Annotated in this window: 22 protein-coding genes and 1 riboswitch; of the genes, 18 read left to right on the forward strand and 4 right to left on the reverse strand. The window is 70.9% G+C overall.

The annotated features are described in order from the left end of the window. Window positions 1–82 precede the first annotated feature (82 nt). The 8 genes from OWR29_RS30280 to OWR29_RS30315 all read left to right on the forward strand — a co-directional run bounded on the left by OWR29_RS30280 (window position 83) and on the right by OWR29_RS30315 (window position 8716). Window positions 83–1360, forward strand: a complete 1278-nt coding sequence (locus tag OWR29_RS30280; RefSeq protein WP_267566750.1) for an adenosylmethionine--8-amino-7-oxononanoate transaminase — start codon at window positions 83–85, stop codon at window positions 1358–1360. 180 nt (window positions 1361–1540) lie between these two features. Next, on the forward strand, window positions 1541–2371 hold the full coding sequence (gene pyrF / locus OWR29_RS30285; RefSeq protein WP_267566751.1) for an orotidine-5'-phosphate decarboxylase: 831 nt from the start codon (window positions 1541–1543) through the stop codon (window positions 2369–2371). A gap of 186 nt (window positions 2372–2557) precedes the next feature. Further along, window positions 2558–2875 carry an integration host factor, actinobacterial type gene (gene mihF / locus OWR29_RS30290; protein WP_020517554.1) on the forward strand — a complete coding sequence of 106 codons (318 nt, stop codon included), beginning with the start codon at window positions 2558–2560 and terminating at the stop codon, window positions 2873–2875. A 33-nt stretch (window positions 2876–2908) separates the two neighbouring features. Continuing rightward, window positions 2909–3508: a guanylate kinase gene (gene gmk, locus OWR29_RS30295; protein WP_267566752.1), complete on the forward strand. Its 600-nt coding sequence runs from the start codon at window positions 2909–2911 to the stop codon at window positions 3506–3508. A gap of 13 nt (window positions 3509–3521) precedes the next feature. Further along, complete coding sequence (gene rpoZ, locus OWR29_RS30300; RefSeq protein ID WP_015623990.1) at window positions 3522–3785, forward strand: DNA-directed RNA polymerase subunit omega; 264 nt, start codon at window positions 3522–3524, stop codon at window positions 3783–3785. Window positions 3786–5372: 1587 nt separating this feature from the next. After that, window positions 5373–6593, forward strand: a complete 1221-nt coding sequence (coaBC, locus tag OWR29_RS30305; RefSeq protein ID WP_267566753.1) for a bifunctional phosphopantothenoylcysteine decarboxylase/phosphopantothenate--cysteine ligase CoaBC — start codon at window positions 5373–5375, stop codon at window positions 6591–6593. Window positions 6594–6668: 75 nt separating this feature from the next. Continuing rightward, the gene (metK, locus tag OWR29_RS30310) at window positions 6669–7859 is read left to right on the forward strand and encodes a methionine adenosyltransferase (RefSeq protein WP_267566754.1); all 1191 of its coding nucleotides are present in this window, start codon (window positions 6669–6671) and stop codon (window positions 7857–7859) included. A 233-nt stretch (window positions 7860–8092) separates the two neighbouring features. Further along, on the forward strand, window positions 8093–8716 hold the full coding sequence (locus OWR29_RS30315) for a hypothetical protein (protein WP_267566755.1): 624 nt from the start codon (window positions 8093–8095) through the stop codon (window positions 8714–8716). A 29-nt stretch (window positions 8717–8745) separates the two neighbouring features. On the opposite strand, the gene OWR29_RS30320 is transcribed toward OWR29_RS30315, so the two are convergent. Then, on the reverse strand, window positions 8746–10899 hold the full coding sequence (locus tag OWR29_RS30320; protein ID WP_267566756.1) for a primosomal protein N': 2154 nt from the start codon (window positions 10897–10899) through the stop codon (window positions 8746–8748). A gap of 383 nt (window positions 10900–11282) precedes the next feature. On the opposite strand from OWR29_RS30320, the gene OWR29_RS30325 reads away from it, so the two are divergent. From OWR29_RS30325 to OWR29_RS30340, 4 genes are read left to right on the forward strand one after another with little or no spacing between them, the layout of a single operon-like run. Beyond that, window positions 11283–12494, forward strand: coding sequence for a cytochrome P450 (locus tag OWR29_RS30325; RefSeq protein WP_267566900.1), 1212 nt, complete (start codon window positions 11283–11285; stop codon window positions 12492–12494). A 41-nt stretch (window positions 12495–12535) separates the two neighbouring features. Further along, entirely contained in the window at window positions 12536–13093 is a 558-nt protein-coding gene (gene def, locus OWR29_RS30330) for a peptide deformylase (protein ID WP_267566757.1), read from the forward strand. Between the two features lie 5 nt (window positions 13094–13098). After that, window positions 13099–14025 carry a methionyl-tRNA formyltransferase gene (fmt, locus tag OWR29_RS30335; protein ID WP_267566901.1) on the forward strand — a complete coding sequence of 309 codons (927 nt, stop codon included), beginning with the start codon at window positions 13099–13101 and terminating at the stop codon, window positions 14023–14025. After that, window positions 14022–15494: an RsmB/NOP family class I SAM-dependent RNA methyltransferase gene (locus OWR29_RS30340; protein WP_438872673.1), complete on the forward strand. Its 1473-nt coding sequence runs from the start codon at window positions 14022–14024 to the stop codon at window positions 15492–15494. The genes fmt and OWR29_RS30340 overlap by 4 nt, the downstream gene beginning before the upstream one ends. A 4-nt stretch (window positions 15495–15498) precedes the next feature. On the opposite strand, the gene OWR29_RS30345 is transcribed toward OWR29_RS30340, so the two are convergent. Further along, window positions 15499–16362, reverse strand: a complete 864-nt coding sequence (locus OWR29_RS30345; RefSeq protein ID WP_267566758.1) for a septum formation family protein — start codon at window positions 16360–16362, stop codon at window positions 15499–15501. Between the two features lie 101 nt (window positions 16363–16463). Here OWR29_RS30345 and rpe point away from each other — a divergent pair, with 101 nt between their 5' ends. The 6 genes from rpe (at window position 16464) to ribH (ending at window position 21935) form a co-directional block, all read left to right on the forward strand. Beyond that, complete coding sequence (rpe, locus tag OWR29_RS30350) at window positions 16464–17132, forward strand: ribulose-phosphate 3-epimerase (protein WP_267566759.1); 669 nt, start codon at window positions 16464–16466, stop codon at window positions 17130–17132. Then, complete coding sequence (locus OWR29_RS30355) at window positions 17129–18136, forward strand: GGDEF domain-containing response regulator (protein WP_267566760.1); 1008 nt, start codon at window positions 17129–17131, stop codon at window positions 18134–18136. The genes rpe and OWR29_RS30355 overlap by 4 nt, the downstream gene beginning before the upstream one ends. A gap of 107 nt (window positions 18137–18243) precedes the next feature. Further along, window positions 18244–18417: riboswitch (FMN riboswitch) on the forward strand. Window positions 18418–18545: 128 nt separating this feature from the next. Next, the gene (ribD, locus tag OWR29_RS30360; RefSeq protein ID WP_267566761.1) at window positions 18546–19607 is read left to right on the forward strand and encodes a bifunctional diaminohydroxyphosphoribosylaminopyrimidine deaminase/5-amino-6-(5-phosphoribosylamino)uracil reductase RibD; all 1062 of its coding nucleotides are present in this window, start codon (window positions 18546–18548) and stop codon (window positions 19605–19607) included. Next, complete coding sequence (locus tag OWR29_RS30365; RefSeq protein ID WP_267566763.1) at window positions 19607–20206, forward strand: riboflavin synthase; 600 nt, start codon at window positions 19607–19609, stop codon at window positions 20204–20206. The genes ribD and OWR29_RS30365 overlap by 1 nt, the downstream gene beginning before the upstream one ends. Beyond that, complete coding sequence (locus tag OWR29_RS30370) at window positions 20199–21410, forward strand: bifunctional 3,4-dihydroxy-2-butanone-4-phosphate synthase/GTP cyclohydrolase II (protein WP_267566765.1); 1212 nt, start codon at window positions 20199–20201, stop codon at window positions 21408–21410. The genes OWR29_RS30365 and OWR29_RS30370 overlap by 8 nt, the downstream gene beginning before the upstream one ends. A gap of 48 nt (window positions 21411–21458) precedes the next feature. Then, window positions 21459–21935, forward strand: coding sequence for a 6,7-dimethyl-8-ribityllumazine synthase (gene ribH / locus OWR29_RS30375; protein WP_267566767.1), 477 nt, complete (start codon window positions 21459–21461; stop codon window positions 21933–21935). Here the strand turns inward: ribH and OWR29_RS30380 are convergent. Then, the gene (locus tag OWR29_RS30380; protein WP_267566769.1) at window positions 21932–22321 is read right to left on the reverse strand and encodes a hypothetical protein; all 390 of its coding nucleotides are present in this window, start codon (window positions 22319–22321) and stop codon (window positions 21932–21934) included. The two genes, ribH and OWR29_RS30380, sit on opposite strands and share 4 nt — an antisense overlap. Next, window positions 22321–22737: a hypothetical protein gene (locus tag OWR29_RS30385; RefSeq protein ID WP_267566771.1), complete on the reverse strand. Its 417-nt coding sequence runs from the start codon at window positions 22735–22737 to the stop codon at window positions 22321–22323. Before OWR29_RS30385 ends, OWR29_RS30380 begins: the two co-directional genes overlap by 1 nt. Between the last annotated feature and the right edge of the window lie 35 nt (window positions 22738–22772).

A 22772-nucleotide genomic window follows, 5' to 3' on the forward strand; every position in this document is an offset into this window, starting at 1 on the left:
GGCTGGTCGTTTCGCGGTTGGGCCGCTTCTCGTCGGCGGGCCGTTCCCCTGCGGCGGCCTGTTTCTCGTCGGCGGTCGCGCGATGAACGGGTCGCGGGCGGAAGAGCTGATCGCCCGCGACCGGCGGCACGTGTGGCATCCGTACGGGCCGATGCCCGGGCGCAGTGAGCCCTACCTGGTTGAAAGCGCCTCGGGCGTACGGCTCAAGCTGGCCGACGGGCGGGAAGTGATCGACGGGATGTCGTCGTGGTGGGCGGCCATCCACGGCTATCGGCATCCGGTGCTCGACGCGGCGCTGGCCGAGCAGGCCGGGCGGATGAGCCATGTGATGTTCGGCGGGCTCACCCACGAGCCGGCCATCGAGCTGGCCACCACCCTGGTCGAGCTGGCGCCGGAAGGGCTGGAACACGTCTTTCTGGCCGACTCGGGCTCGGTCAGCGTCGAGGTCGCGATCAAGATGGCGTTGCAAGCGCAGCTCGCGCTGGGCCGGCCCAGCCGCCGGAAGCTCGCCACGTGGCGCGGCGGGTACCACGGCGACACGTTCCATCCGATGAGCGTGTGCGACCCGGTCGGCGGCATGCACTCGCTGTGGACCGGGGTGCTGCCGGCGCAGATCTTCGCCGGTCCGCCGCCCGAGGACTACGACGAGGCGTACACGGGTGAGCTCGTCGACATGGTGGAGAAGTACGCCGACGACATCGCCGCGGTGATCGTCGAGCCGGTGGTGCAGGGGGCCGGCGGCATGCGCTTCCACCATCCGGAGTACCTGCGCGTGCTGCGCGACGTCACCGCCGCCCACGGCATCTTCCTGATCTTCGACGAGATCGCCACGGGCTTCGGTCGTACGGGAAAGATGTTCGCGGCCACGCACGCCGGGGTCAGCCCCGACATCATGTGCGTGGGCAAGGCGCTCACGGGCGGCTATCTCACGCTGGCGGCGGCGCTGTGCACGACCGAGGTGGCGGCGGCGATCTCGGCGGGAGAGGGCGGCGGCCTCGCGCACGGCCCGACCTTCATGGGCAACCCGCTGGCCTGCGCGGTGGCCAACGCCTCGTTGGGGCTCCTGCGCGACGGGGGGTGGACCGACCGCGTACGACTGATCGAAAACGGTCTACGAGACGGCCTGGAGCCGCTGCGGGGCGCGCCCGGAGTGGCTGACGTGCGGGTCAAGGGCGCGATCGGAGTGGTGCAGCTGGACCGCGACGTGGACATCGCGGCGGCGACGGCGGCGGCCGTGGGGGCGGGCGTGTGGCTGCGGCCGTTCCGCGACCTGATCTACACCATGCCGCCGTACGTCACCGAACCCGACGACGTCGCCCGGATCACCGCCGGCATCGCGGCGGCGGTCGCGGCGACCTGACCCACTCAGCCGCCAACCGACCCGCGCGCCCGCACCGCCGTTCCGTTCACCCGGCGGCCGTCTTTTCGTCCGCTTGATCAGCCCGCGCGGACCTGACTGACCACTTGACCGACCGGCCGCCTCCGAGGCGGTCGCGACCTGACTGATCACTTGACTGACGACACGGAAGAGGGAGTCCCGGTGGAGACCTTCGGCAAGCGCCTCGCGGAGGCCACGGAAAAGCGCGGCCGGCTGTGCGTCGGCATCGACCCGCACGCCGCCCTGCTGACCAGGTGGGGGCTCAGCGACGACATCGCCGGCCTGGAACGTTTCGCCCTTACGGTGGTCGAAGCCCTGGCCGATCGGGTGGCCGTACTGAAGCCGCAGTCGGCGTTTTTCGAGAGATTTGGGTCACGTGGCATCGGAATTCTTGAGTCAACTATCCGACAGTCCTGCGAGGCCGGCGCGCTGGTCCTGCTGGATGTGAAGCGCGGCGACATCGGCTCGACGATGGCCGCGTACGCCGACGCCTACCTCGATCCAGCGAGTTCTCTGCGTGCCGACGCGATTACTGTGAGTCCCTACCTCGGCGTGGGCTCGTTGCAGCCGGCATTCGACGTCGCCGCTCGTCACGGCGGCGGCGTGTTCGTTCTGGGCCTCACGTCCAATCCGGAGGGACGCTCCGTCCAGCATGCCGTCGCATCGGACAAAAGGACCGTGGCGCAAACCGTGATCGACGAGATTTCCCAGCTCAACAAAGGTTTTGAGCCGCTGGGAAGCCTCGGCCTCGTAATCGGAGCGACGATCGGCGAAACCGGGCACGATCTGTCCCGAGTGAACGGTCCGCTGCTCGCTCCGGGCCTCGGAGCGCAGGGTGCGACCGCCTCCGACCTGCGGTCCGTCTTCGGCGAAAGCCTGCGCAACGTACTGCCGTCGTACTCACGCGAAGTTCTCACAGCGGGACCATCAGTGGCCGGCCTGAGAGCCGCCGCGGACCGCGTCGCGGACGAATGCAGGGCCGCTCTCGGGTGAAACGGCCCTGCTTATCAGGGCGTGACCGAGCGGTCGTCGGGGTACCCCCACGTTGCCGAAAGCGCGGTTGACCGCTAGTTTTCCGGTCGCCGGTGGACCACATGCCCCTTTGGTTCCCTGGCACACCACGTTTCACAGAAGCGCCGGTATTGAACTACCGCCGCGATAGGGACCTGAGGAGAACTGGTGCCGCTCCCGTCACTGAGCCCCGAGCAGCGCGCTGCAGCGCTGGAGAAGGCCGCGGAAGTACGCAAGGCTCGGGCTGAGCTGAAGGAACAGCTCAAGTCCGGCAAGACCACCCTCGCCGCTGTGCTTGACCGCGCGGAGGAGGACGAGGTCGTCGGCAAGCTGAAGGTCTCGGCCGTGCTGCAGGCGCTGCCGGGCATCGGCAAGATCCGTGCGACCCAGATCATGGAGAAGCTCAAGATCGCCGACAGCCGCCGGCTGCGCGGTCTCGGCGACCAGCAGCGCAAGGCCCTCCTGGGGGAGTTCGCTGCGAACTGACTCATGGGCTCGTGTTGAATGAGCCTTGTGAGCATGGATGACGACGCGCGCCCGGCAGCCCGCCTCACGGTTCTTTCCGGCCCCTCAGGGGTCGGCAAAGACAGCGTGATCGAGCTGATCCGGGCGCGCTCGCCTTGGATCAAGCTTTCCGTGTCGGCGACGACCCGGAAGAAGCGCGACTACGAAACCGAAGGCGAGCACTACCACTTCGTGAGCCGGTCGGACTTCCAGCGACTGATCGACGGCGGTCAGCTGCTCGAATGGGCCGAGTTCGCGGGCAACCTCTACGGGACGCCCCGAGCCCAGGTCGAAGGGTGGATCAGCCAGGGCCGGCCGGTCCTCCTCAAGATCGACCTGCAGGGCGCCCGCCAGGTGCGGGCCACCATGCCCGACGCGCAGCTGATCTTCCTGGCCCCGCCCAGCGTCGAAGAACTACGCCGCCGGCTGATCGGCCGAGGCACCGACGACGAGGAAACAATCCGCCGCCGGCTGGCCCACGCCGACGAAGAACTGGCGGCCGAAAAAGAATTCGACCGCACGGTCGTCAACGACTTCGTCGAGCGGGCGGCCGATGAGCTGGTAGGATTGCTCGGTTCGTCATTTCTGACGCCAGCGCAAGCCCCAGAGCATTAAGGATCTTAAAACTGTGGGAACCATCGCGAACCCCGAAGGCATCACCAACCCGCCGATCGACGAGCTGCTCGACAAGACCTCGTCGAAGTACTCGCTGGTGATCTTCGCGGCTAAGCGCGCCCGCCAGGTCAACGCGTACTACAGCCAGCTCGGCGAGGGTCTTCTGGAATACGTCGGCCCGCTGGTCGAGACCACGCCGCAGGAGAAGCCGCTCTCGATCGCCATGCGCGAGATCAACGCCGGCCTTCTGACCGCCGAGGCTACCGACAACCCCTGATCCGGGTTGCCTGACCGGGTTACCGGTCGTCTGACACATCGATCCCGCGTTCCGGTTCGGACGCGGGATCTTTGCTGTCTTTCCGGCTTTTTGCGCGTTGGGCTTTCTTGCGGTGGGACGGCCGGGCCCGAGGGCGACCACGCTGGGCTGAAAGGCGATACGCCCTGCGTGGTCGCCCTCGGGCCCGACCTTGCGGGGTTTGACCTCGCTGTCGCGCTGTGGTCGGCGCTTCTCTGGGTGCGTGGTGGCGCTGCGTAGACCCGTGCGGGTTGGTGGTCTGGCTGCCGCGTTGTGGACGAAGCTGGGCGGATGCGTCACCCGGGCGGACCTGGGTGGTGGGTTGCGCGTTCGCACCGTGCCGGTTGCGTTCGCCTTCGGCTACGTCGCTGGTCGCTACGCGGCATCGCCCGGCCGTAACGCCGGGCGCTCTGAATTCGGTTTCGGTCTGAGCCTCGCTGGTTGGCTGTGTGGGTTTCTTCAGCCTGACGTCTTCGGTCGGAGCGTCGCTGGTTGGCTGTGTGGGTTTCTTCAGCCTGACGTCTTCGGTCTGAGCCTCGCTGGTTGGCTGTGTGGGTTTCCTCAGCCCGACCGCTTCGTCGGAGCCTCGCTGGCTGTCCGGGCGGGCTTTCTCGGCTCGACTCCTTTGGTCGGAGCCTCGCTGGCTGTCCGGGCGGGGTTCCTCAGCTCGACCTCTTCGGTCAGGCCTTGCTGGCTGCCCCGTGCGGGTTTCTCAGCCCGTTCCCTTCGTCGGAGCCTCGCTGACTGCCCACGCAGACTCCCTCAGCCGATCCTCGGGAAGCTCGGCGCCTGACCAGCGAGGTCGTCGGCCAGCTCAGCTCTGACCAGGTTGATCGGTCGGCTCTGCTCTTAGTCCGTCTGTATCCCGGTCAGTCCGTCGTCCGGCCAGCCCGGCGCGGGCATGCCACTCTCTCGGCTAGCCCGGCGCGGGCATGCCCATCTCTCGGCTAGCCCATTTCCCGGCCGGCTCGGCCCTTGGTTCGCTCGGCTTCCGGTTGGCTCGGCGCGCGGCTGACCCGTGCTTGGTCGGTGTCGGCAATCGGATGGACCTTCTCCCGGTGGGCCCGTCTCCCGGCCTGCTCGGTTTCCGGTCAGCTCGACACCGGCGACCGGGCTTGGTCAGTGTTGGCTCTTGGTTGGCTCGCTTGCAGCTGGCTCGTGTCCCGACTCGCTTCTCGGCTGGCTTGTATCCCGGCTCGCTTCTCAACTGGCTTGTGTCCCGACTGGCCTATCCCCGGGTCGGTCCGACTTCGGGCGGTTCGACATCTGGCCGACCGGAGGTTGGTCGGCGTCGGTTTCGGGAGGGGTGGCCTTTGACTTTCGAAAGCAACCAGCCCTACCCCGCCCGACCTAGGGGGCGGGCCTGAGGCTACGCCGGGTTGGTTGGGTTAGGCCGGCGTTGTCCACAGGTGGGAGGGGTGGTGTTGGCGGAGGTCGGGGTTGTCCACAGGGGTTGGGGTGTGGGGCTCGGGTGGGTGGTGGGCGGGCTAGCGTGGGGGCGGTCGTTCGCATAGGCGGGCGTGGGTTGGGCCGTCGCGTTGTGCGGGCGGTGGAGCGCGGGCGGGGGTTGTGGTGGCTGAAGTTGTGCTCGGGGTGGCGGGGGGCATTGCGGCCTACAAGGCCTGTGAGTTGTTGCGGTTGTTCACCGAGTCGGGGCACAAGGTGCGGGTTGTGCCGACTGCGTCGGCGTTGCAGTTTGTGGGGGCGCCTACCTGGGCGGCGCTTTCGGGGCGGCCGGTGGCTACCGAAGTGTGGGACGACGCGCATGAGGTGCCTCACGTTCGGATCGGGCGGGCCGCCGAGTTGGTGGTGGTGGCTCCGGCTACGGCTGATCTGCTGGCCAAGGCTGCGCACGGCATTGCCGACGACCTGTTGACCAACACGCTTCTGACGGCCACCTGTCCGGTGATCTTCGCGCCGGCGATGCACACCGAGATGTGGGAGAACGCGGCCACTCAGGCCAACGTCGCGACCTTGCGGGCGCGGGGGGCCGTGGTCATCGAGCCGGCGGTCGGGCGGCTGACCGGCAAAGACACGGGTAAGGGGCGGCTGCCGGACCCCGCCGAGATCTTCGAGCTGGCGTTGCGCGTACACCGAAGGGGTCTTGACCTTGACTTGGCCGGTCGGCACGTCGTGGTGACGGCCGGCGGCACACGGGAGCCGCTCGACCCGGTGCGTTTCCTCGGCAACCGGTCGTCCGGCAAGCAGGGGTACGCGCTGGCCAAGGCGGCCGCCGCGCGCGGAGCACGCACGACGCTGATCGCAGCGAATGTCACCCTGCCCGATCCGGCGGGCATTGACCTCGTACGCGTGGGAACGACTGAAGAACTGCGGGCCGCAACCGTCAAGGCCGCCGCCGAGGCGGACGTCGTCGTGATGTCGGCCGCACCGGCCGACTTCCGCCCGGCCACCGTGGCCGACGAGAAGATCAAGAAAACCGACGACGGCACGCCGGCTCCGATCATTCTCGTCACCAACCCGGACATTGCCGCCGAGCTGGGCGCAAACAAGCGGCCCGGGCAAATCCTCGTGGCCTTCGCGGCCGAAACACATGACGCGATCGACCACGCCCGGGTCAAACTGGTCAAGAAACGTGCCGACCTGATCGTCGTTAACGAGGTGGGTGTGGACCGCGTGTTCGGCGCCGACCACAATGAGGTCACGCTGCTCGGGGCCGACGGGAGCACGGCCAGTTACGCCGAACTCCCCAAAGACGATGTGGCCGATATGATTTATGACCGTGTCGTCACGCTGCTCGAAAGCCAGGTGGCCGACGGTGGGAAGGCCTAGTACCGAGGCGACTCCGGCCAGGCACGGTGACTACACTTCCGCGTTACGTTGTATTCGACAATTCTGAGGAGCACCGTGGCACGCCGCCTGTTCACCTCCGAGTCGGTCACGGAAGGCCACCCGGACAAGATCGCTGACCAGATCAGCGACGGCATTCTCGACGCCCTGCTGGCGCAGGACCCCCGCAGCCGTGTCGCGGTGGAAACGCTCATCACGACCGGCCAGGTGCACGTGGCGGGTGAGGTCACCACCCAGGCGTACGCCGACATCCCGAGCATCGTGCGCGACACGATCCTCAAGATCGGATACGACTCGTCGAAGAAGGGCTTCGACGGCGCCTCGTGCGGTGTCAGCGTGTCGATCGGGTCGCAGTCGCCCGACATCGCGCAGGGTGTCGACAGCGCGCTCGAGCTGCGCGAGGGTGACAGCGAGCACGTGCTCGACGCCCAGGGCGCCGGCGACCAGGGCATGATGTTCGGCTTCGCCTGCTCCGAGACGCCCGAGCTGATGCCGCTGCCGATCGCGCTGGCGCACCGCTTGGCCCGTCGCCTGTCGGCCGCCCGCAAGGACGGCACGATCCCCTACCTGCGCCCCGACGGCAAGACCCAGGTCACGATCGAGTACGACGGTCTGCGCCCGGTCCGCCTCGACACCGTGGTCGTCTCGTCGCAGCACGCGGCCGACATCTCGCTGGAGTCGCTGCTCACGCCCGACATCCGCGAGCACGTGATCGCGCCCGAGCTCGAGGGCCTCGGCCTGGACACCGACAACTACCGGCTGCTGGTCAACCCGACCGGCCGGTTCGAGATCGGCGGCCCGATGGGCGACGCCGGCCTCACCGGTCGCAAGATCATCGTTGACACGTACGGCGGGTACGCGCGGCACGGCGGCGGCGCGTTCTCCGGCAAGGACCCGTCCAAGGTGGACCGGTCCGCGGCCTACGCCATGCGCTGGGTGGCCAAGAACGTGGTGGCGGCCGGCCTGGCCGAGCGGTGCGAGACCCAGGTCGCGTACGCGATCGGCAAGGCGCACCCGGTGTCGCTGTTCGTCGAGACGTTCGGCACCGAGAACGTCCCGGTCGAGCGGATCGAGAAGGCCATCAACGAGGTGTTCGACCTCCGCCCGGCCGCGATCATCCGCGACCTGGACCTGCTGCGCCCGATCTACCAGCAGACCGCGGCGTACGGCCACTTCGGCCGCGAGATCCCCGAGCTGCTGTGGGAGAGCACCGAGCGCGCTCAGGACCTCAAGAACGCCGCTGCCTGACCCGTTTCGCCCAGCCGGCGCCTCCGCTCACCAGCGGGGGCGCCGGTTTTTGCGTCACCGACCGGCGCTTCCGCTGACGGGCGGGGGCTGCGGCTTTTGCGTCACCGGTCGGCGCCGCGGACCGGGTGGTGCCGGTTTGCGTCACTGGCGCGGCCTGTGCGAACCGTGACGGTGCTCGTTTTGGGTCACAGGTGGTTACGGTGTGGCCGGAGCCTTCAGTAGGGTGTGCCCGCATGGGCGATGATCTTGAAGGTGGCCTGGTCACGCGGTGGGGCGCGGCCGGTTCGGGCGATGTGGAGCGGATCGAGGCGGCCGACTGGCGCGAGTGGCCGTCGGAATTGTCCCTCTTCGACGATCGAGTGGATGCGGTTCGCGTCGCGCGGGAGAAGCTGGTTCCCTCCGAAGGCGCCGGGCACGTCCTGCGAGTGCGGACCCGCGACGGCGAACCCACGGGCGTGATCGTCGAGGAGGCCGACTGGCGCGGGCCGGTGCCGGAGGCCGAGTTCGCCGAAGGTCCGGAGCTGCCGGCGGCTTGGCGGTCCTACTTGCGGTCGTCGTCGTGGCTGCGGCGGGGCTGGCTGGCGTCGGGCAAATACGTGTGGCTGTACCCGCCGGCCGAGGCCCAGCAGTTGCTGGCCATCTGGGAGACCGAGGGCACGCACCCCGGCATCGCCCTCATCGGCGGCGACGGCGGGCTGGAGAACTTCGTGCTCGACTTGCGGCAGGACCCAGCACCGGTGCTGCTGGTCAGCAACGCGAGCAAGAGCTGGGACGACGCCGTGATGCAAGCCGCGAACGTCGAAGAGTTCATCGCCCGGGTCGAGGACGGCACCTTCGACCTCACTTGGACAGCCTGACCCTCGGGAGCGCCCCGGCCCTCCGAGTGTCAGAAGAGGGCGGCCGGGTCGATCTCGATGCGGACGGTCAGGGGGGCCTTCTTGGCGCTGCGGACGGCGGCGGCCTCGTGCAAGGCGTGGGCGAGGGCGGCGGCCTGGGAGCGGGGGACTCGCAGGAGCATGCGTTCCTGGTCTTCGTCGGCGGGGACGGGGCCCAGCAGCTCGGTGTCTTCCGGTAGGCGGGCGATGCTCAGGAACTCGGACACCGCCTCGGCCCGGCCGGTCAGGCTGGCCATGCGGGCGGCGGGCGGGAAGGACAGCTCGCGGCGTTCGGTGAGCTCGCGCTGGGCGAACCAGGCCGGATCCCAGCGGATCAACGCCTGGACCGGCGCCAGCGAACCGTCGGCGACGACGACCACCTTGCCGCCGGTGCGGGCGGGCCGGGTCAGGGCGGCGGCGTTGAGCCAGCGGCGCATCGTCTCTTCGGCCGCGCGCAGGTCGGAGCGGGTGAGCAGCGCCCACGTGTCGAGGAGCAGGACGGCGCCGTAGCCGTCGGCGGCCACCGGCTCGGCGCCGGGGGTGGCCACGACCACGGCCGCCTCGGCCGGGACGGTGTCGAGGATCTCGTCTTTGCCCGACGTGCGGACCGGGAACCCCGGGAAGGCCCGGCCCAGCTCTTCGGCCGTACGGCGGGCGCCGGTGATCGACGCGCGCAGGCGACGCTCCCCGCAGGCCGGACACGTGTAAGCCGCGGCCGCCCGGCCGCACCAATGGCAGGTAGGGACGTCGCGTGCGCCCTGCAGGCCGAGCGGCCCGGAGCACTGGGGGCAGCGGGCCGGCGTACGGCACTCGGCGCAGGCGACCGACGGCAGATAGCCGCGCCGGGGCACCTGGACGAGCACGGGCGCGCCCGACTGGAGGGCCGTGCGGGCGGTCTGCCAGGCCAGGCTGGGCAGGCGGGCGGTGGCGGCGCCGGGGTCGCGCGCCAGCTGCGGGTCGTCGCCGGTGGGGGCGATGGCCGGGGCGTGCGCGCGCAGCACGTCCCGGGCCGCGCTGATCTCGCGGGCCCAGCCCGTCTGCAGCAGCAGCTGACCCTCGCCGGTGCGGGCGAAACCGGCCACCAAAGCGGCGCAGTCGGCCAACTGCGCGCGGGTCAGCAGCACCTCGCGGGCGTGCGGATACGGCGAACGCGGCTCGGCGTGCAGGTCGTCGCCGTCGTCCCAGATGACGACCAGCCCCACCTTGGCCACGGGCGCCCACATCGCGGCCCGCGTTCCCACCACCACCGGCACCTGATGGCGGCTCGCGGCCAGGAAGCGCCGGTACCGCTCGGCCGGCCCCAGCGCGGCGTTGAGCGCGACGTGCCGCCCCGACCCGAGCACCGCCGACAGCGCCTGGTCGACGCGATCAAGGTCACGGGCGTCGGCCACCACAATGACCACGCCCCGCCCGCCGAGCACGGTCGCCGCGGCAGCCTCGGCGATCCGCCGAGCCCAGTCCTCACCCGGCAACGCACCCCACACCGCCCGAGCGTTACGCCCGTCGGCCAGCGCCTTGAGAAACGCGGGCCCCGCCACATATTTGTCCCAGCCGCCGGGGTCGAGCCCGCTCGGTACAGAAGTGTCGGCTCGCGGGGAGTCGCCTTGAGGCTCGGTAGAGGTGGCGGGGGTGAGCGCGTGGGATGCGGCGGGCGCATCGGATTCATGCTGAGGGTCGGAGGAGGGCACGCCGGCTAGGGCGTTGTCCGACGGGGGCGCGTCGGCGTCAGGAGCGGCGTTGTCCGACGGGGGCGCGTCGGCGACGGGAGCGGCTTTGGGGGGTTGGGCCTCGACCCGGGCATGCCGTGGTGGCACAGCCAGCCGAAGAACATCGCTCAGGTTGCCGGCGTACCGGTCGGCCACAGCCCGCGCCAGCTGGGCAACCTCAGGGTCGAGCACCTGCTCGGGCGAGACGATCTTTTCGAGATAGGCCAGCTTGCCGCCGTGCGGCGACGACTCGACCCGCTCGAGCAGGAAGCCGCTGACGAGCTGCCCCGCGAACCGGACCTTCACCCGTACGCCCGGCTGGGCCGCCTCGTCGTCGGTCGACGCCACCAGATAGTCGAACGGCCGGTCGAGGTGCGGCAGCGGCACGTCGACGCAGACACGGGCCACGGGAAGCCGCTCGGCCGGCTCCCGCTCGCTGCGTCCGCTCTTCGTTGCCATCGCCGAACATTCTGCCCGGCCCCTCCGACAATTCCGTCGCTCCCACCCGCGCGACCGCCTGTCGGCCGGAAGCCGATCATCCGGTGTGCCACCGCCTCCCCCGCCCACCCAGGGGAGTTAGAGGGGAGGGTACGCGCTGTCAAGGCAGGCCGGTCCGGTTGTCCACAGGCGGGCATCGGCGGTTCGCGGGCGATGGTCGTTGTCCACAGGCGGGCATCGGCGGTTCGCGGGCAATGGTCGTTGTCCACAGGCGGGCATTGCGGGTTCGCGAGCAGGCCCGTCGTCCACCGGGCGAACACCGGCGGGGCGTCGCTGTCGGGCGGGGAGCCCGCGTGGACGGGGCGCGGTAGAACGTATTCGTGACGATGACTGACGGCGGTGTGCTGGACGCGGGCAAGGCCGTGGCCCTGCTGCTCGACCCCCGCGCCAACCATGATCCGATTGCGGCGTACGCGGCTCTGCATCGGCACGGGCCGGTGGTCCGGGCGGGGAAGAGCTACTTCTTCGTCTCGGGGTATGCGGCGGTTGACGCGGTGTTGCGGGATCCGGCGATGGAGGCCTACGACGCCCGGCGGCTCGACTCGCAGTGGTCGGACTGGCGGGACAACCGGGCCGTCGCCCTGTTCGCCGACTCGATGTTGCGGACGAATCCGCCTCAGCACACCCGCATGCGGCGCCTGGCCGCCGGCGTGTTCACCGCGCGCCGGGTGTCCGCCCTGCGGGAGGTCATCGCCGGGCAGGTCGACGAGATCCTGAATGCTCTTCCGGCGTACGGGACCGATCTGGTCACCCATCTCACCTATCCGCTGCCGATCGCCGTGATCACCGCTCTGCTGGGTGTTCCCACCGCTGACCGGGGGCGTTTCCGCCGGCTGGCCGAGGCTCTGACCGCCGTCCTCGAGGTGCGCTGGACCGAGGAGGACCGTCGCCAGGCGCATGCGGCCGCGCTCGAGCTGGAGGACTACTTCACCGACCTGATCGGGCGGCGCCGCGCCGAGCCGGCCGACGACCTGGTCACCGCGCTGGCCGCCGCGCACGACGCGGGTGGTGATCAGCTCACCGCCGAGGAGCTGATGGGCAACCTCGTCCTGCTGCTCGTGGCCGGCTTCGAGACGACGACCAACCTGCTCGGCAACGGCATCGTCCTGCTGCTCGACCATCCGGAGCACGCGGCCCGGCTCCGCGACGATCCCGAGACAGCTCCGGCGTACGTGGAAGAAGTTCTTCGCATCGAGTCGCCGGTGCAGCTCACCGAGCGTTACACCTCTCGGCCGACGACACTGGCCGGTACCGACCTGCCCGCCGACGCGGAGCTGGTGTTGCTGCTCGGCGCGGCCAACCGTGACCCGTTGCGGTTCCCCGAACCCGACAAATTCGATCCCTTCCGTACGGATCAAGCCCCACTCTCTTTCGGCGCCGGAGCTCACTACTGCCTGGGCGCCCCGCTCGCCCGTCTGGAAGCCCAGATCGCGTTGCCCGCCCTGCTGCGCCGCTTCCCCGATCTGGCCCTGGCCGGCCGCCCGGTCCGCCGGCCCCGCATGAACCTGCGCGGGTGGTCGTCGCTGCCGGTGACGCTGCGAAAAAGCACTCCGTAGACTGGTCGGGTGCTGAGCCGAGATGTCAGGAGTCTGCCCGCGTGACCGTCCAGTCCATCCGTCTGTTCGGCGATCCGGTGCTCCGGACGCCGGCCGACCCCGTCGCCGACTTCGACAAGGAACTCCGCACCCTGGTCAAGGACCTGACCGACAGCATGCTGGAGGAGGGCGGCGCCGGCCTGGCCGCCCCGCAGATCGGCGTCGGCCTGCGGGTCTTCACGTTCGACGTGGACGACGTGGTCGGTCACATCGTCAACCCGGTGCTGTCGTTCCCCGACGACGAGGAGCAGGACGGTCCCGAGGGCTGCCTGTCCATCCCGGGCATCTACATCGACACCAAGCGCCGGCAGAACGTGGTGGCGGCCGGCTTCAACGAGCACGGCGACCCGATCCAGATCGTCGGCACCGGCCTCATGTCGCGTTGCGTGCAGCACGAGACCGACCACCTCGACGGCGTGCTCTTCCTCGACCGGCTGGACACCGCCGCCCGTAAGGACGCGATGAAGCAGATCCGCGCGGCCGAGTGGTACGACGCCGGCGCGCCGCCCACGATCAAGCAGAGCCCGCACGGCCGCGGCCTCTTCGGTCTGGGGCGGTGAGCGGGTTGCGCCTGGTCTTCGCCGGCACGCCGGCCGTCGCCGTGCCCAGCCTCGACGCGATCGCCGCCTCGGGGCACGAGCTGCTGGCCGTGGTCACCCGGCCCGACGCCCCGGCCGGGCGGGGCCGCCGCCTGGTGCGTTCGCCCGCCGCGGCCTGGGCCGACGAGCGCGGCATCGAAGTGCTCACCCCGGACCGCCCGCGTGAGCCGGAGTTCCAGGAGCGGCTGCGGTCGCTCGCGCCCGATTGTGTGCCGGTGGTGGCGTACGGCGCCCTGGTGCCCCCGAGCGCGCTCGAGATCCCCAAGCACGGCTGGGTCAACCTGCACTTCTCGCTGCTGCCCGCCTGGCGCGGGGCCGCCCCCGTGCAGCACGCCGTCCTGCACGGCGACGAGGTGACCGGGGCCAGCGTCTTCGAGCTGGAGGCGGGGCTGGACACAGGCCCGGTCTACGGCACCCTGACCGAGGACATCCGGCCCACCGACACCTCGGGCGACCTGCTCGAGCGGCTGGCCACCGAGGGCGCCGGCCTGCTGGTGGCCGTGCTCGACGCGATCGAGGCCGGCACCGCCCGGGCCCACACCCAGCCCGCCGACGGCATCTCGCTCGCGCCCAAGCTGACCGTTGACGACGCGCGCATCCGCTGGGCCGACCCGGCGTTCGCGGTCGACCGGCGCATCCGGGCCTGCACCCCGGCTCCGGGCGCGTGGACGACGCTGCGTGACGAACGGCTCAAGCTGGGCCCGGTGCGGCCGGTGGCCAACGGTCCGGCCCTCGCGCCGGGCGACCTGCTCGTCGAGAAGTCCCAGGTGCTGGTGGGCACGGCGACCACGCCGGTCGCGCTGGGAGAGGTGCGGGCCGCGGGCAAGAAGCCCATGGCCGCCACCGACTGGGCTCGTGGGCTGCGCATTCAGCCGGGGGAGAAGCTTCAGTGACCGACCACAGGGCCGATCGGCCGCACGGTTCGGGACGTCCGCGGCGGCCGGGCGGGCCGGGCTACGACCGTGATTCCCGTACGGGCCGGGGCCCCCGCGCCGGCCGGCCTCCATCCGATCCCGCTCGCCAGGCCGCCTACGAGGCCATCGCGGCGGTGCACCGCGACGACGCGTACGCCAATCTGGTGCTGGCCGAGATCCTGCGGGACATGCGGCTCGACGGGCGCGACGCCGCCTTCGCGACCGAGCTCACCTACGGCACGCTGCGCACGCTCGGCACGCTCGACCTGATCGTGGCCGACGCCGCCGGGCGCGACGTGGCCCGCATCGACCCGCCGGCCCGCGACGCCCTGCGGCTGGGCGCCTACCAGCTGCTGCACACCCGGGTGCCCGCCTTCGCCGCCGTCAGCCAGACCGTCGACCTGGTGCGCTCGGTCGCCCCCGGCGCGGCCGGTTTCGCTAACGCGGTGCTGCGCACGATCGCCGAGACCCCGCTCGAGAAGTGGCTCGAAAAGCTCGCGCCCAGCTACGACGAGAACCCGATCGGGAACCTCGCGGTGCACCACAACCACCCCGAGTGGGTGATCCGGGCGTTCGCCGAGTCGCTGGGCGGCGACCTGGCCGACACGACCCGCCTGCTGATCGAGGACAACCAGCCGCCGGTGGTGCACCTGTGCGCCCGGCCGGGGCGGGCCGACGCGGTGGAGCTGGCCGATGAGGTCGGCGGCGTGCCCGGGGCCTTCTCGCCGTACGCGGTCTATCTGAACGGTGGTTCGCCGCGCGAGCTGGCCGCCATCCAGGACGGTCGCGCCCACGTCCAGGACGAAGGCTCCCAGCTGGTCGCGGCCGCGCTGCTGGCCGCGCCGATGGAGGGCCGGGACACCCGCTGGCTCGACCTCTGCGCCGGCCCCGGCGGCAAGACCGGGCTGATCGGCTCGATCGCCGCCGCCCGGGGCGCCGAGGTGACCGCGGTCGAGGTGTCCGAGCACCGGGCCCGCCTGGTCGAGCAGGCCACCCGGAACATGCCGGTGACCGTGCTGCCGGTCGACGGCCGTTCCGTGGGCCGCGACCCCGACCTGCCCGAGGAGGGGTTCGACCGGGTGCTGGTCGACGCGCCCTGCACCGGCCTGGGCTCGCTGCGCCGCCGCCCCGAGTCGCGCTGGCGCCGTCAGCCGGCCGACCTGCCCCCGCTGACCAAGCTGCAGCGTGAGCTGCTGGTGGCCGCGTTGCGGGCGGTACGGCCGGGCGGTGTGGTCGCGTACGTGACGTGCTCGCCGCACATGGTCGAGACGCAGGTGACGGTCACAGAGGGTTCGCGCCGCAGCGGTGTCGAGGTCGATTTCGTCGACGCCCGTCCGCTGCTGCCGCCGGGCATGCCCGGCCTCGGCTCGGGCCCGACGGTGCAGCTGTGGCCGCACCGCCACGGCACGGACGCCATGTTCCTGGCGGTGCTGCGCCGCACAAGCTGAGGCGTCAGCGGTACACGTAGTGGATCTTCAACTTGCGGGTGCCGGCGTTCTTGTAGGTGCCGGTCATCAGCTCGCCGTTGAGCCACAGGAAACAGCGGACCGCCCGGTCGCCGAGCTTCCATGAGGCGGCGTCGGGCGGGAAGCCGAGCCAGCCCACCCGATGCCGCACGCTCCCGTTGTCGGGGATGCCGGTGAACCGGGCGATCGTGCTGTGGCAGCCCTTCTCCATCTCGGCCGCGGTCAGGGCGGCCACCGCGGCGCGCTTGCTCTCGAAGACGCCCGCGAACTCGGCGGTGTGCCGGCCCGCGCAGGCCACCGGGCGCATGGCGACGACCCGCTCGCCCACGACCGACGGGTCGGCGCAGGTCATACGGATCTGACCGGCTCCGGCCAGCGCGCCCTTGAGGCTGCCCGAGCGGCGCACCAGGTCGCCGCCGGACGGGGAGGTCTGGGCCAGGTCGCAGCGGTACCAGCGGGCGCCGCCGGTCCACGCCGCGGCGCTCGGCAGCACGGGTTGCAACACCAGCCAGCCGGTACGCCAGTCGCCACCCAGGAACGTGGTGACCCGCTTCGAGCACTCCCGGAAGGCGCGGCCCCGGCGCTCGCCGGCCGGCAGCTCGGGCAGGTCGGCCACGGCGACGGTCTCGGCCCGGTGCGGCCCGCGGCAGGCGACCGGCGCGTAGTCGTCGATGGTGCCCTCGTCGACCAGGTCGGCGTGGCACTGCGCGGCGGCCGGGCGGAACTGCTGGGCCGCGGGCGGCGGCGCCCAGCCGTTCGTGAGGTCGCCGTCGACGCCGCCGGGCCGGTCGGAACAGCCGGTCAGGGCCAGCATGAGGACGCCGGCCACCGCCGCCGCCCATCGCCGCATGTCGTTCTCCCGCCCGGTCGCATCAAGCGGCGTCACTCTATCGGCTGGCCGTTGTTCCCCGGCGGGAAGATCAGGGGCGGCGGAAGTCATAGACTCGGCGCGTGACACCTTCGCCGATCATCGCCCCCAGCATCCTGGCCGCCGATTTCGCCCGCCTCGCCGAGTCGGTGCACGCGATCGAGGGCGCCGCCGACTGGGTGCACGTCGACGTCATGGACAACCACTTCGTACCCAATCTGACCATCGGCCTGCCGGTGGTGCAGAGCCTGCGCAAGGCGACGAGCATCCCGTTCGACGTCCATCTGATGATCACCGACCCCGAGCGCTGGGCGCCCGGCTACGCCGAGGCCGGCGCGTACAACGTCACGTTCCACGCCGAAGCCACCGCCGACCCGGTCGCGCTGGCCAAGAATCTGCGGGCCGCCGGGTCCAAGGCCGGCCTGGCCATCGACCGGGACACGGACGTCGAGCCCTACCTCGACCTCTTGCCTCATGTGGACACTTTGCTCATCATGACCATCAAGGCCGGTTTCGGCGGGCAGAAGTTCCTGCCCGAGATGCTCGACAAGGTGCGCGAGGTGCGCCGCCGCATCGATGCTGACAGTCTCGAGGTGCGCCTCGAGGTCGACGGCGGCATCGCGGCCGACACGATCGAGCAGGCGTCCGAGGCCGGCGCCGACGCTTTCGTGGCGGGCACGGCGGTCTACGGCGCGCACGACCCGGCCCGGGCCATCGCCGAGCTGCGGGCTCTCGTGGAAGGAGCGGGATGAGCACAGGGGTCGCTGATCCCCAGCACGATGACCTCGGTCCCGAGCCCGAGGACCGGCCCGATCTGATCCTGGTCGTCGACGACGATCAGGACATCGCCAGCTTCGTCGAGTTCAACCTGAAGATGCACGGCTACGAGGTGATCCGCGCCCGCGACGGCGAGGACGCCCTCGAGCTGATGGAGACCCAGCGCCCCGACCTGGCCGTGGTCGACTGGATGATGCCGCGCATGGACGGGGTCGAGCTGACCCGCCGGCTGCGCGCCGAGCCGCTCACGTCGGCCCTTCCGGTGATCATGCTGACCGCCAAGAGCATGACCGTCGACAAGGTGGTGGGCCTGACCGCCGGCGTCGACGACTACCTGGTCAAGCCGTTCGACACGGCCGAGCTGATCGCCCGCGTCTCGTCCACCCTGCGCCGCAACAAAGAGTTCCGCGAGACCTCGCCGCTGACCGGCCTGCCCGGCAACGCGCGGGTGCGGCGCGAGATCGCCGACCGCATGAAGGCGGGCGGCGAGTACTCGGTGGGCTACATCGACATCGACCGGTTCAAGAGCGTCAACGACGTGTACGGCTTCGACCGCGGCGACGAGTTCATCGGGGCGCTGGCTCGCAGCCTGCACCGTGCGGTCGCCTCGGTCGGCCGGCCCCCGATCTTCCTGGGCCACATCGGCGGCGACGACTTCGTTTTCATCTGTACGCCGGACCAGGTGCTCCCGTTGACCAAGCGCACGGTCACCGACTTCGAGCAGGCGGCCGATCAGCTCTACGACGAGCTCGACGCCAAGCGGGGCTACATCGAGGTGCCCGACCGCCGCGGCAACAAGAACCGCGCCGCCCTGGTCACCCTTTCGATCGGGGTGGCCCAGGCCACTGTCGAGGGGCGCCGGTTCACCGACCCTCGCGTGGTCATCGGCGTCGCGTCCGAGATGAAGAAGGTCGCCAAGTCCCAGCCCGGCTCGTACGTGGCGATCGACCGCCGCCGGGCCGACGGCGCCGAAGCCTGAGGTCAGCCGGTCGCCCGGGTTGTGCGTTCAAGTTAAGCGGTTGTGACATGACTCGCCCCGGGGGTGGCAAAATCCGCCGGGCGTGCAAAACTCGGGGGTGACCCACCACGCGCTGGCGGGACTCGGTGAAATTCCGAACCGGCGGTGATCCAGTCTGCTGACTGGTAAGCCCGCGACCCGGACGTCGTTGCTTACGGCGGACGGTGGACCTGGTGAGACTCCAGGGCCGACGGTTGATCAGGCACCGCCTGGTCAGACAGTCCGGATGGGAGACAGCGCGTCGGCATCGGAACGAGGGCTGCCCAGCCCTCGGCCGGGGTGCGCGCAGCGTACCCTCGTGCCCGATTTCGGCGATCTCTGACTCTTCCCCTCCTCGCGCGTGACAGCACCGCGCGAGAGGAAGACACCGATGGTGACCGAGGACGAGGCGATGCGGCGCGCGATCGCGCTGGCCGCCCGCGGACTCGGCACGACCAGCCCCAACCCGGTGGTCGGCTGCATCCTGCTCGACTCCGGCGGCGAGGTCGTCGGTGAGGGCTTCCACGCGTACGCCGGTGGCCCGCACGCCGAGATCGTCGCACTGGCCCAGGCCGGTGAGCGCGCCCGCGGCGGCACCGCCGTGGTCACTCTGGAACCCTGCAACCACACCGGCCGCACCGGCCCCTGCAGCCAGGCTCTGATCAACGCGGGCGTCGAGCGGGTGGTGATCGCGGTCGACGACCCGACTCCCGTCGCGGCCGGCGGCTCGGTCACCCTGCGCGCGGCCGGCGTGCAGGTCGAGACGGGCGTGCGCCGCCTCGAGGCCGCCGAGGGCAACGTCGCCTGGCTGACCGCCGTGCGCCGCGGCCGCCCGTACGTGACCTGGAAGTTCGCCGCCACGCTGGACGGCCGCTCGGCCGCCGCCGACGGCACCAGCCAGTGGATCACCTCGGCGCCCGCCCGCTCGGACGTGCACGTGCTGCGCAGCACGGTCGATGCGATCGTGGCCGGCGTGGGCACCGTCATCGCCGACGACCCCCAGCTCACCGTCCGCGACCTGCGCGACGGCAGTCTCGCCATCAAGCAGCCGCTCCGCGTCGTCGTGGACTCCGACGGGCGTACGCCGGAAAAGGCCCGCGTCCGCGACGCCGCCGCACCTACCTGGATCGCCACCAGCGCCGAGATCGGCGCCGGCCCAGACGGCCGGGTCGACCTGAACGCGCTGCTCACGGCCCTGTTCGGGCGCGGCATCCGTTCGGTTCTGCTCGAGGGCGGCCCCACCCTGGCCGGCGCGTTCCTCGAGGCCGGCCTGGTCGACCAGGTCATCGGCTACGTGGCGCCGAAGCTGCTCGGCGCGGGCCAGCCGGCGCTGGTCGAGGCCGGAATCGGCACGATCGCCGACGCGTTGGAACTCGACCTCAAGGACATCACGCAGATCGGACCCGACCTGCGCTTCACTGCATCGCTCAAGAACCCCAAAGAGGAGAGCTGATGTTCACCGGCATCGTCGAAGAACTCGGCCAGGTGGAAGCCCTGACCGACGACGGCAGCGACTCCGCGGTCCTGAAGATCAGGGGACCCCTGGTCACGTCGGACGCGCGGCACGGCGACTCGATCTCGGTCAACGGCGTCTGTCTCACCGTGATCGACAACGTCGACGGCGTCTTCACGGCCGACGTGATGGGCGAGACGCTGCGCCGCTCCTCGCTGGGCGCGCTCGAGGTGGGCAGCCAGGTCAACCTGGAGCGGGCGGCCGCGCTGGGCAGCCGCCTCGGCGGTCACCTGGTGCAGGGCCACGTCGACGGCGTGGCGCGGATCGTCGCCCGCGAGCCCGCCGCCGACTGGGAGGTCGTGCGCTTCTCGCTCCCGGCCGAGCTGGCCAAGTACGTGGTCGAGAAGGGCTCGATCACCGTCGACGGGGTCTCGCTGACCGTCATGGCCGTCGACGACGAGACGTTCAGCGTCGGGATGATCCCGACGACGTCGAAGCTGACCGTGCTGGGGGCCAAGAACGTGGGCGACCCGGTGAACCTCGAAGTCGATGTGATCGCCAAGTACGTCGAGAAGATGCTGGGAGACCGTCATGTCTGAGTTCGCCGAGGTCGAGCGCGCGATCGCCGACATCGCCGCCGGCAAGGCCGTGATCGTGGTCGACAACGAGGACCGCGAGAACGAGGGCGACCTGATCTTCGCGGCCGAGAAGGCCACCCCCGAGCTGGTCGCCTTCATGGTCCGCTACACCTCGGGCTACATCTGCGTGCCGATCACCGAGGACGAGGCCGACCGCCTCGACCTGCCGCCCATGTTCCACACCAACCAGGACGCGCGGGGCACGGCGTACGCGGTGACGGTCGACGCCCGCGAAGGCGTGGCCACGGGCATCTCGGCCGCCGACCGGGCCCGGACGATCCGCCTGCTGTCCTCGCCCGAGACGCAGCCGACCGACCTCTCCCGTCCCGGCCACGTCGTGCCGCTGCGGGCCAAGGCGGGCGGCGTGCTGCGCCGTCCCGGCCACACCGAGGCCGCCATCGACCTGTCCGTGCTGGCCGGGCTGCGGCCCGCCGGCGTGCTGTGCGAGATGGTGAACGACGACGGCACCATGCAGCGCCGCCCCGACCTCGAGAAGTTCGCCGCCGAGCACGACCTCGCGCTGATCAGCATCACCGACCTGATCGCGTACCGCCGGCACCGCGAGACCCAGATCGAGCGAGTCGTCGAGACCCGGCTGCCGACCGAGCATGGCGTGTTCACGGCGGTCGGCTACCGGGCCCTGACCGACGACGGCGAGCACGTCGCGCTGGTCCACGGCGACCTCGGCGACGGCGAGGACGTGCTGGTCCGGGTCCACTCGGAGTGCCTGACCGGGGACGTCTTCGGCTCCCAGCGCTGCGACTGCGGCCCCCAGCTCGACGCCGCCCTGCAGCGGGTGGCCGAGGCGGGCCGGGGCGTCGTGCTCTACATGCGCGGGCACGAGGGCCGGGGCATCGGCCTGCTGCACAAGCTGCAGGCGTACCAGCTGCAAGACAAGGGCTTCGACACGGTCGACGCGAACCTCGAGCTGGGTCTGCCGGCCGACGCCCGCGACTACGGCATCGGCGCCCAGATCCTGTACGAGCTGGGCGTGCGCTCGATGCGGCTGCTCACCAACAACCCGGCCAAGCGGGCCGGGCTGGAGGGCTACGGGCTGACGGTCCTCGGCCGCGAGGCGCTGCCGGTGCGGCTGCACCCCGAGAACGTGCACTACCTGCGGACCAAGCGCGACCGCATGGGCCACCTGTTCGAGGCGTTGGGCTGACGTTCCCGCCTGTCGCGGGTGACGATGGAAGTTCTGTGAGGGGGCGATATGGCCGGTTTCGGTGATCCCAAGATGGAGACGGTCGACGCGGCGGGGCTGCGGCTCGGCATCGTCGGCGCGCGGTGGCACGCCGACCTGATCGACCACATGATCGAGCGGGCCCGGGCGGCCGCCGAGGAGTGCGGCGTCACCGACGTCGTGGTGGTCCGGGTGGCGGGCTCGGTCGAGCTGCCGGTCGTGGCGCAGGCCCTGGCCCGTACGTGTGACGCCGTGGTCGCCCTGGGCGTGGTGATCAAGGGCGAGACCGACCACTACGCGTACGTCAACGACTCGGTCACATCCGGGCTGACCAGGGTCGCGCTCGACGAGCGGACCCCGGTCGGCCACGGCGTGCTGACCGTCCACAGCCTGGGTCAGGCCCGCGACCGGGCCGGCCTGGAGGACTCGGTGGAGGACAAGGGCTGGCAGTCGACGGTGGCGGTGCTCGACGCCGCCCTCGTCCTCCGTGAGCTGGCCAAGAACTAGTTCTGCAGCCGGACGTTCTGGCTGATGGGGGCGGCCCCGGTCACCAGCATGGTGAGCCGGGCCCGGCCCCGCTCGAACGGCGCCCCGAGCACGCTCGCGGTGACCCGCGAGATGTTCAGGATGCCGCCGTTGCGGCACGAGAAGTCCTCGGTCGTGGTGCCGCTGGCGATCAGGCCGTCGTCGCGGGTCTGGGTGATCGCGACGGTAACCGCGCCGTCGACGTCGGCCGGGCAGGTGATGCCGAAGTTGACGTCGACCGCGGCCCCGCGGGCCACGAGCGTCGTCCAGAACACCTCGATCTCGGTGGTGGCGGCGGCGCGGGCGGCCGTGGGGCCGAGCGCAAGGAGCAGGACGGCGGACAGGGCGGTAACCATGATTTTGCGCATCAGCTGATCCGAATCGTCTCGTCGAACGAAATCACGTCGCAGCCGGCGTCGTCGCACACCGTGCGAACGGTGGTGGCCGTGGCCTCGCCGACGATGAAGGTCGCCCCGATCGGGTTGCGCTCGACGCGCAGCTCGATCGGCTGGGCGGCGCCGGTGCAGTCCGCCTTCTTCTGACGGGTGCCCTGGGCGATGCGGTTGTCGTTGGCAGCGGTGACGGTGACCAGAACCTTGATGGTGGCGCCGGTCGGGCAGATGGCGCTCAGCGTCACCACCACCCGCTCGCCCTGGGCGGCGCGGTCGGCGGTGACGACCCGGGTGGTGGACGGCCCGGTGTCGGCCTGCGCGCCCGCGGCGAGCAGGACCGAACCGGTGATGAGGGCGGTCAGGACGGCGAGAAATGCGATCAAACGGCGCATTACGGTCCTCTCAGCAGAGCAAGAGGGCCGCCTCC

The sequence above is a fragment of the Paractinoplanes pyxinae genome (genome assembly GCF_026626335.1).
GTDB lineage: Bacteria > Actinomycetota > Actinomycetes > Mycobacteriales > Micromonosporaceae > Actinoplanes > Actinoplanes pyxinae.